This window comes from Rahnella sp. BCC 1045 (assembly GCF_019049615.1).
GTDB classification, from domain to species: domain Bacteria; phylum Pseudomonadota; class Gammaproteobacteria; order Enterobacterales; family Enterobacteriaceae; genus Rahnella; species Rahnella contaminans.
This window is the reverse complement of the sequence record NZ_JAFMOZ010000127.1, coordinates 112,315-121,165: the sequence shown is the minus strand read 5'-3', so window position 1 is coordinate 121,165 and position 8,851 is coordinate 112,315. Positions and strand designations below refer to the sequence as shown.

Genomic DNA, 8,851 nt, shown 5'->3' with positions numbered 1-8,851 from the left:
AAACTCTTCAATTAAAAGTTCGATTTGCTTAAACACGTTAAGCGGTGCTCAAAGTTTACTTTCGTAATAATTCAACTAAATGAATTACTGCTTGGTCACTCTAAGACTTGATATTTTTTGCCACCGAGGTGGCTGATATCGTCTTGTGAGTGCCCACACAGATTGTCTGATAAATTGTTAAAGAGCATGCCGCGGTTCGCAAGGAATCTTATGCGGCGCGGGAGGCGTATATTACGTCTTCCCGCTGAAGAGTCAAGAGATTATTCATTCGAACTTTCATCTTTTTCTCTTCCTGTCCGAGCGACTTGTCAGTCGTTGTTCCCAGTCAGTGGAGGCGCATTATAGGGAGTTCTCAGAAGGCCGCAACCCCTAAAATACAAATAATTTACTGACCGCTGAATCTTTCATCAAATGACGTTTAAAGCGGCAATTCCTGGATACTTCTGAAGCCATATGACTGCAAAACAGGCAGCAGACTTTGCGCTTCAGCCGTCATCGCCATGCAATACGCCACACTTTCTATTTCAACTTCCGGATTTATTTTTGGAATCGGCACGTGAGATGTCTCAATTAACCAATGTGCGCGGCGTGCAATCGCAGAACCGGAGTCGATCATACGCGTACCGTCGGGTAAAACCTGTGACAACTCTTCCGAAAGGAGCGGGAAGTGTGTGCAACCTAATACCACTGTGTCCGGGGGTTCGCGCAAACGCAGCCACGGATGCAAGATTTTCTTCAGCGCAGCCAGTGAAACTTCTTCGCCATGCAGTTTCGCTTCCGCCAGTTCGACCAGCTCGGCTGAGCCCAACATCAAAATCTGACAATCCGTCGCGAACCGTGCGACCAGATCATGCGTATAAGGACGCTGAACCGTCGCACGCGTTGCCAGCAACCCGACAACTCCGTTGCGCGTTAATTTCGCCGCTGGTTTGATGGCCGGGACAACGCCGACGACCGGACAACTGAATTTGGCGCGCAATGCAGGAAGGGAAACGGTGCTCGCCGTGTTACAGGCTATGACAATAATAGAGAGGGGATGGCGTCTCGAGACGGCACTGACGATCTCGACGACGCGCTCAACGATAAATTCTTCTGACTTTTCACCGTAAGGGAAAGCCACATTATCGAAGGCGTATATATAGTGCAGGTCCGGCAACATCTGCCGGACCTCATCATACACCGACAACCCGCCGACGCCGGAATCGAAAACCAGCACCGTCGGACGGTCAGGAACTTGCGTTATGTCAGAAGGTATAGCTTCCAGAGAGGTAGTACTCACGTCCTGGTGTGGCATAGCCATAAGCCGTCTCGTAATCTTTATCAAACAAGTTGGCAATTCTACCACGAACTGTCAGGTGTGAGGTCACAGGATATGAGGCCGCAAGATCCCACAAACTTACACCGCCCAGTTTAACGGTCTGATAAGGATAAGTACCGTAATCGGTGTCGTAACGCTGTCCCAGATACTGATAGTTGATCGACCAGTCGATGTCAGCGATGTTCCAGTCAATCTGGTATTTCGCCTGCTGTTTGGCGCGGCGGGTCAGGATCTCGTTAGTGGTCGCGTCACGCGGATCAAGATATTCCAGCGTAATCTGGTGTTGTAGCGGACCGGTATCGAATGAACCCGTCCATTCGACGCCTTTAATCGTCGCTTTCCCGATGTTGTAATAATTACTGGTGGAATCGTTGTAAGCGATCATCTGATCGATATCGTTACGATAGACGTTCAGACGCCAGCTAAGAGGCCCTGTCAGACCTTCCAGCCCGCCTTCCCATTGCTTACTTTCTTCAGGCTTGAGATCAGGATTACCATAGTAATCGCTGTAAAGCTGGCTCAGGTTCGGCGATTTGTACGCCGTGCCGTAAGAAGCAATCAGACGATAACCATCGACGAACTCCCAGGCAGCGCTGCTTTGCCAGGTGGTATGCTGACCGAACTGAGAGTTATCGTCGCTACGCACCGCGCCTTCCAGCGTGAAATCGCTGATTTTTTGCTGGGTGGTCAGATACACGCCGGTGTTGTGCTGGTCATAGCCATCTGCCAGATAGCTGGTACCCGGTTCGGTCGTCAGTTTCTGCCAGTCCAGACCCGCACTGACTTCCCCTTTCCCTATCTGGAACGTATTACCCCATTGCAGGTTGTACTGATCGGAATCGTCCAGAGAAGCGGAAGCGTCATACGGGCCGAATTTAGGATCGTAGTTATAGTCTTTGACGTGGCTGTAGCTGCCAATTAACTGTGTGGCGTAAATGCCATTCTGATAACGCAGACCGGTGTCGTATGTCCGGCTGTAAAGCTGACGGGTATCAATCAGCGCGCTGCCCGGCGAATAATACGCATCATAAGCCGTGCGGTTGTCATATCCGTACGCACGTGCAAAGCCGCTGATCTCTTCATTGAACTGATGCTGCAGCGCCAGATACAGTGTCTTGCTCATGAAGCCGTCACGGTCGGGCTGAGGAACACCGCCGTTATTGCCATCCGCGACCACATCGATTCCACGGGTGTAGGTGTAATCCCCTGCCGCCGTCAGCGTAGTGTTCTCACCTAATTTCTGCTGCGTTGAGCCATTGTAGTTCTGATAACCGTGCGAGCCGACACCCGCCCCGAGCGTTGTACCATCTTTGTCGCGCGTCGTAATAATGTTGATGACGCCGCCAATGGCATCGGAACCATAAACCGCCGAACGCGGGCCGCGAATAAATTCAATGCGCTGAACTAATGAAAGAGGAATTTGACTGATATCGACGGAGCCGGAAATACCCGCCTGATTAAGACGAATACCGTCCATCAGTACCAAAGTATGGCTGGAGCTGGTGCCGCGAACATACACAGAGGTCAGCTGACCCATTCCGCCGCTCTGGCTGATGTCCACACCCGGTAAACGGCGCAGCACATCGGCCACGGATTTCGACTGCCACCGGTCGATATCTTCGCGCGTGACGATATCCGTTGGCGCTAATACAGAAGAAACGGGCTGTGGAAAACGGTTAGCGGTCACCACCATATTATCGCTGCTGTTTGTGGAAGTACTGTCTTGCGCCCACCCTGAAAAAGCCGTGACGGATAATGCCGTCAGCAGCACATGCTTTTTAATTGTCATGAATCGAGCATCCAAACTTAATTGGCGGATGCCGCAGAGGATCACCGGCGATAATTCGCGACGACGATGATTAATGCGACGTAACATCGGCAGGTCTTCGGACTTAGGATTTGCAGGCTCATTAATTACGTCGTAATTATTTGAGATAACCCGCACCGGGCGATGACTTCCCATCCCCTCTTTCTTCTTTCCTGTATAAGGAGAGAGAAGCAGGAAACAGTGTCTGCATAATAAAGAATGCTATCGCCGTGATTTCCCCATACCGCTGCGCGCCAGTTCCGGATTCACACCGGATTCCCTTTTAACTCAGTCAATGAGGCCGAAACGCAATCGTACGATCAACCTATTTGGAAATCCAGACATCCGTAATAGCAAGTAAGCTTTCACGATATAAATGTAACAATGGTGGACTTAACGGAGACATTCCCTACAATCCCCCGCTAAGTTTGTCCATTCATTCCCTGCTAGACGAGATAACCGATGACGCCTGAAAACCTGCCCATTGAAAAGTACGACGACCAGCTGGCGGAAAAGACCGCACGTCTCACGGCGATGATGTCGCCATTTAATGCGCCGCAGCCTGACGTTTTCCGTTCTCCCGTCAGCCATTATCGGATGCGCGCGGAATTTCGTGTCTGGCACGATGAGGGCGACCTTTACCACATCATGTTTGATCAGCAGACTAAAGCCCGCGTGCGCGTGGATCAGTTCCCGACCGCCAGCGAACTGATTAACCGCCTGATGCCGGTGCTTATCTCAGCCATCAAACAAGACCCGGCGTTGCGCCGTAAGATCTTCCAGATCGACTATCTCTCGACCCGCAGCGGCAAAATCATCGCCTCACTGCTTTACCATCGTAAGCTTGATGATGAATGGCAGCAGGCCGCCACAATTCTGCGCGACCAGTTGCGTGCTGACGGTTTTGATATCCAGCTGATTGGCCGCGCTGCGAAAACCAAAATCATGCTCGATCAGGATTATGTCGATGAGGTTTTGCCGGTGGCGGGTCGCGATATGATCTACCGTCAGGTGGAAAACAGCTTCACCCAGCCAAACGCTGAAATGAATATTCAGATGCTGGAGTGGGCACTCAAGGCTACGGAAAATTCTACCGGCGATTTGCTGGAGCTTTACTGCGGGAATGGCAACTTCTCGCTGGCTCTGGCGCGTAACTTCCGTCGTGTGCTAGCCACAGAAATCGCCAAACCTTCCGTCGCCGCCGCGCAATACAACATTGCCGCGAACCGCATTGATAACGTGCAAATTATCCGCATGGCGGCTGAAGATTTTACCCAGGCGCTCAATGGCGTGCGGGAATTCCGCCGCCTGCAGGATGTCGATTTAAGCGGATATGAGTGCAACACAATTTTTGTCGATCCGCCGCGCAGCGGGCTGGATGACGAAACCGTGAAAATGGTGGCTGGCTACGACCGTATTCTTTATATCTCCTGCAATCCGGAAACGCTGTGCGCGAATCTGGAAACACTGAGTAAGACCCACCGCGTCACGCGCCTGGCATTGTTCGATCAGTTCCCGTACACGCACCATATGGAATCTGGCGTGCTGATGGAAAAAATCTGACGGCGAATGAAAAAACAAAAAACGGGCACTCAGAAGGTGCCCGTTTTTATTTCTGGCCGTTATCCACCCTATTACAAATAAACCCGCAGATATTCTGACAAACACAGAATCGCCATCGCCTGTCCGTAAGGCATCGACGTCAGCGCGATTTCGCGATAGAAATCGAGATCATTACCCATCGCCGTGCCGAATGACGTTTGCGTCAGCTCGCCTGCCGGATTGATGTGTTTGATCACGCCCTGAATGGCTTTCTCCGCCACCGGCGCATACGACGCATCGATATAACGTTTACGCACTGCTTTCAGAATGCCGTAAGCAAATCCGGCTGTCGCTGAGCTTTCCAGGTAAGAGTGTGGATCGTCGAGCAGCGTATGCCACAAACCGCTGTCATCCTGACATTTCGCCAGCGCGCTGACCTGGCTTTCCAGCACCTGTAACAGATAGCGGCGGGTGGCGTTGTTCTCTGGCAAATCCACCAGTTCGAGGAACTCGGGAATAGCAATCGTCAGCCAGCTGTTACCGCGTGCCCAGCGGGCCTGAGCAAAATTATGATGACCGTCGAACGTCCAGCCGTGGAACCACAGGCCGGTTTCGCGATCCATCAGGTACTGAACGTGAACCAGAAACTGGTACGTTGCTTCTTCCACAAACTCAGGCCGATCCAGCAATTTTCCAATTTTCGCCAGCGGCAGCACACTCATCATTAGCGTGTCATCCCACATCTGCTGATGATTTTCGTTGTTATAAACGATGTGCTGCATCGCACCTTTATCAGTGCGCGGCATCTCATACATCACCCATTCCGCCCAGCGTTCCAGATAAGGACGCCACGCCGCATTACCGGTTTCCTCGTAGCGATATGCCAGCGTCAGGAACGGGCTCATGGTATTGACGTTTTTCGTCGGCGTGCCTTCCGCCAGACGCGCGCTAAACCAGTCGTCGATCACCGCCCGCATTTTCTCGTCACCGGTCTGCTGATAATACTGATAAATACCGTAAAGCCCGATGCCGTGCGTCCATTCCCAACCCGCCCAGCCTTTGGTGTCAATGACGCGGCCATCGTCGAGCCGCAACAGGAACTCACCGGTTTTATCTTCGATATTCACCAGATTGTCCGTCACATTGTGGATCAGCGCTTTCAGTTCATTGCGCGAAATGAAATGTTCTGGCTGGCGTAAAAGCGCACTGTGTTTCACTTCAAAAACTTTCATGGTGTTCTCCTGATAAATATTCACCAAATTTACAAACGTCCCTGTGCCGGAATTTCGGCGGCATTTTCACGGGTCAGCTTTTCAGGTGGCGGATTGTGGCGATGCAAATAACCAATATTGTTGTTGCCCCACAGCGATTCGTATTTCATCCCTGTCAGCATTTCGACGATCGCCCGATCTTCCGGCGTAATTTGCTCCGGCACGATGCGGTTCGCGTCACGCATTTTCTGCGTTTCGCGGGTCAGCACGCCGTGCGTTTTCTGATTAAGGCGGAAGAACAGTGAAATGATGAAGCCCATGCTGAGCATCAGCAGTGAGCCGATCACCAGAATGCCGAGAATGGTGTGGCCGACAGCCGGAACCTGCTGGCTCTGCCCGGAAACAAATCCGGCGAGTTGCAGGATAATCCCCACCAGCATCACGGCACCGGCCTGCGAGGCTTTTCGTGTCAGCGTCATCACACCGGCGAAAATCCCCTCGCGGCGCTGGCCGGTAATGGTTTCATCGACATCGGCGATATAGGTGTAGATATTCCACGGCACGTAGTTGATCCCGCCGCGCCCGAGCCCTGCCAGCGCAGAAATCAACAGCAGTAACGACATTGAATCGTTCATTCCGGTGTAATAGAGCACGCCGTAAGAAATCGCCGCCAGCCCGAATAACGTTACGGCCAGACGATAGGACGGTGCTGGTCCGAAGCGGATGCACAGCGGGATCATCCCGATAACCGCCACAAATTGCAGAATCGCCATCATGCCCATGAGGTTGGAAGCAATCGCCGCACTTTGCATCAGCACAAACACCACGTAGTACGTGAAGACAGCGTTAAACACGTCCTGCGCAATATACCCGCCGAGATACAAACCCAGATGCTGACGGAAAATTTTGATACGCAGCGTCGAGGACAGTTCCACTTTCAGGCGTTTCAGGCTTTGCACCAGCGTCAGCTGCTGGCGTTCGCGCTCAATTTTCTTCGTGGCTTCGGATTTGAGTTCTTCCGGCCGTTCCCAGGTAAAGAAGTACACCAGCGTCAGTACGAAGGCGCAGATCACCGCAAAGACCAGACTCGAATAGAAGAAGGAAATGGCATTATCTTTGCCAAAATGCTGCAACAGAATTCCCGGCAGGAAAGCGGCGAGAATGGCAGAAAGCTGCGCCAGCGCGATACGGGCTCCAGAGAATTTGGTTTTCTGTTTGAAATCGTCGGTCATTTCCGGCACCAGCGTCTCATACGGCACCAGAATCATGGTGTAGACGATATCGAACAGCAGATAGGTCAGCAGGTAATAGACATATCCCATGTCGCCCACCCACATGAAGCTGTAGCTGAACACGCAGGGAATACCAAGCAGAATAAAGAACTTACGGCGACCGAATCGTTTGCCGAGCCAGGTATTACCAAAGTTATCCGTGAGATAACCCATTAACGGGCTTAACACCGCATCGGCGACGCGCGCGGTCGCAAAGATGAAGGTCGCTTCGATGGGCGAAAGGCCGCAGAACGTGGTGTAGAAATAAAGCAGCCACGCCGCGGTCAGGGCTGTGGTGCCTGCCCCCAGAAAATCGCCAGAACCGTAGGCGATGTAATTAAAGAATCCTATCTTACGTGTTTTCATTGCCGTCTGGCCTCTGTTAAATCACCTGTAGGCGTAGGCTGAATGCGAACGAAAATACTTCGTCCGGCCATGATTCAAATTAGCGAGGAGCCCGGATGAAAACCTTTTGGTTTTTGCCACTCAGACAGACTTTATGGCAAAGAAATAAAGAAGTGGACGATCAATATCTAAATATTGAACATAGGTTTGATATTTATGAAATGACAGTTCATAAAAAGACAGTCGGAGAAGATTACAAATGGTCGCGGTCAGACGTAAGGCATAAAAAAGGCAACCTGAAAGTTGCCTGATTTTTCATAGGAATGAGGAAGTTACTGCGTCGTCGATTTACGCTTTTTCAGCTTCAATCCTATCCAGAACAAAAGCACGACACTGATCAGCAATGGCAGAGAATTCGACCCTAATTCAGGATATTCCACGCGGACAAACGTACTGTAGAGTAGCAATCCGAGTAGGAAAGAGGCCGCAGCCAGCACCGGTAAACCGGTGGGCATTTCGCCTTTGTGATAACGAACATGAAGGCAATACACCGACAACACCAGGGCGATTATCGGGAATATCGAAAACGCGACGACGGAGCTGAATAACGCATCGAAAGTGCCATTAATCGACAGTCCGGCAATCAAAGCCAAAACCAGAGTGCCATTATCCTGGTTCGCTTGTTCGGTCATCTTCTTTACCTCTGGTCTTATTGTGAATAGGAGTCACCGCCGTTCTTTCCTGCTGCCGGCGATACCAGTAATACGCACCTTTAGAAATCATGCGCAGTTGCAACACCAGACGCTCTTCCAGCTGGCGGCGCTGTGCGATATCCACGTCCAGCGCTTCCGCACCGGCGTTGAAAACAATGATCACCATCGCTTCGGCCTGCGCTTCGGTAAAACTGCGCGGCATGTGGTTTTCGAGTTGCAGATAGTCGGCAAGTTCCGCAATAAAATGCTGAATTTCACGGGCGACAGCCGCACGAAAAGCGGAAGACGTACCGGAACGTTCGCGCAACAGCAGACGAAAGGCGTTGGGGTTATTTCCGATGAACTCCATGAAAGTCGAAACCGACGTGCGGATCACGCTGCCGCCTTTGGCAATACGCTGGCGCGCCTGGCGCATAAGCTGGCGCAGCATCAAACCGCTTTCATCAACCATCGTCAGACCCAGTTCATCCACGTCACGGAAATGCCGGTAAAAGGACGTCGGCGCAATACCCGCTTCACGGGACACTTCACGCAAACTCAGACTGGCAAAGCTGCGCTCGGCACTCAGCTGGCTAAAAGCCGCTTCAATCAGTGAGCGACGCGTGCGCTCTTTTTGTTGTGCTCTTACGCCCATAACATTCATC

8 protein-coding genes and 1 riboswitch are annotated in these 8,851 nt (G+C 51.7%); of the genes, 2 read left to right on the top strand and 6 right to left on the bottom strand.

The features are described 5' to 3' along the window. Window positions 1-418: 418 nt before the first annotated feature. Both murI and btuB read right to left on the bottom strand, forming a co-directional pair. Window positions 419-1,300, bottom strand: coding sequence for a glutamate racemase (gene murI / locus J1782_RS13475; protein ID WP_152325054.1), 882 nt, complete (start codon window positions 1,298-1,300; stop codon window positions 419-421). Then, window positions 1,245-3,107, bottom strand: a complete 1,863-nt coding sequence (btuB, locus tag J1782_RS13470) for a TonB-dependent vitamin B12 receptor BtuB (RefSeq protein ID WP_217153319.1) — start codon at window positions 3,105-3,107, stop codon at window positions 1,245-1,247. The genes murI and btuB overlap by 56 nt, the downstream gene beginning before the upstream one ends. 70 nt (window positions 3,108-3,177) lie before the next feature. Beyond that, window positions 3,178-3,446: riboswitch (cobalamin riboswitch) on the bottom strand. Between the two features lie 141 nt (window positions 3,447-3,587). On the opposite strand from btuB, the gene trmA reads away from it, so the two are divergent. After that, window positions 3,588-4,688: a tRNA (uridine(54)-C5)-methyltransferase TrmA gene (gene trmA, locus J1782_RS13465; RefSeq protein WP_217153318.1), complete on the top strand. Its 1,101-nt coding sequence runs from the start codon at window positions 3,588-3,590 to the stop codon at window positions 4,686-4,688. Between the two features lie 71 nt (window positions 4,689-4,759). Here the strand turns inward: trmA and J1782_RS13460 are convergent, their stop codons facing one another. Then, window positions 4,760-5,899: a glycoside hydrolase family 105 protein gene (locus tag J1782_RS13460; RefSeq protein WP_152325051.1), complete on the bottom strand. Its 1,140-nt coding sequence runs from the start codon at window positions 5,897-5,899 to the stop codon at window positions 4,760-4,762. A gap of 29 nt (window positions 5,900-5,928) precedes the next feature. Beyond that, window positions 5,929-7,515 carry an MFS transporter gene (locus J1782_RS13455; protein WP_217153317.1) on the bottom strand — a complete coding sequence of 529 codons (1,587 nt, stop codon included), beginning with the start codon at window positions 7,513-7,515 and terminating at the stop codon, window positions 5,929-5,931. Window positions 7,516-7,610: 95 nt separating this feature from the next. Between J1782_RS13455 and J1782_RS13450 the strand changes: the two genes are divergently transcribed. Then, entirely contained in the window at window positions 7,611-7,805 is a 195-nt protein-coding gene (locus tag J1782_RS13450) for a hypothetical protein (protein ID WP_217153316.1), read from the top strand. 21 nt (window positions 7,806-7,826) lie between these two features. Here J1782_RS13450 and J1782_RS13445 read toward each other — a convergent pair whose 3' ends face one another. Both J1782_RS13445 and fabR read right to left on the bottom strand, forming a co-directional pair. Next, on the bottom strand, window positions 7,827-8,186 hold the full coding sequence (locus J1782_RS13445) for a YijD family membrane protein (protein WP_165062046.1): 360 nt from the start codon (window positions 8,184-8,186) through the stop codon (window positions 7,827-7,829). Beyond that, the gene (gene fabR / locus J1782_RS13440) at window positions 8,161-8,841 is read right to left on the bottom strand and encodes an HTH-type transcriptional repressor FabR (RefSeq protein WP_152325047.1); all 681 of its coding nucleotides are present in this window, start codon (window positions 8,839-8,841) and stop codon (window positions 8,161-8,163) included. Before fabR ends, J1782_RS13445 begins: the two co-directional genes overlap by 26 nt. Between the last annotated feature and the right edge of the window lie 10 nt (window positions 8,842-8,851).

What these genes read in the sequence shown, in the direction of transcription:
- J1782_RS13450 (WP_217153316.1), top strand. Translation starts at nt 7,611, where the DNA reads ATGAAAACCTTTTGGTTTTTGCCACTCAGACAGACTTTATGGCAAAGA.
- J1782_RS13455 (WP_217153317.1), bottom strand. Translation starts at nt 7,515, where the DNA reads ATGAAAACACGTAAGATAGGATTCTTTAATTACATCGCCTACGGTTCT.
- fabR (WP_152325047.1), bottom strand. Translation starts at nt 8,841, where the DNA reads ATGGGCGTAAGAGCACAACAAAAAGAGCGCACGCGTCGCTCACTGATT.
- J1782_RS13460 (WP_152325051.1), bottom strand. Translation starts at nt 5,899, where the DNA reads ATGAAAGTTTTTGAAGTGAAACACAGTGCGCTTTTACGCCAGCCAGAA.
- J1782_RS13445 (WP_165062046.1), bottom strand. Translation starts at nt 8,186, where the DNA reads ATGACCGAACAAGCGAACCAGGATAATGGCACTCTGGTTTTGGCTTTG.
- murI (WP_152325054.1), bottom strand. Translation starts at nt 1,300, where the DNA reads ATGGCTATGCCACACCAGGACGTGAGTACTACCTCTCTGGAAGCTATA.
- trmA (WP_217153318.1), top strand. Translation starts at nt 3,588, where the DNA reads ATGACGCCTGAAAACCTGCCCATTGAAAAGTACGACGACCAGCTGGCG.
- btuB (WP_217153319.1), bottom strand. Translation starts at nt 3,107, where the DNA reads ATGACAATTAAAAAGCATGTGCTGCTGACGGCATTATCCGTCACGGCT.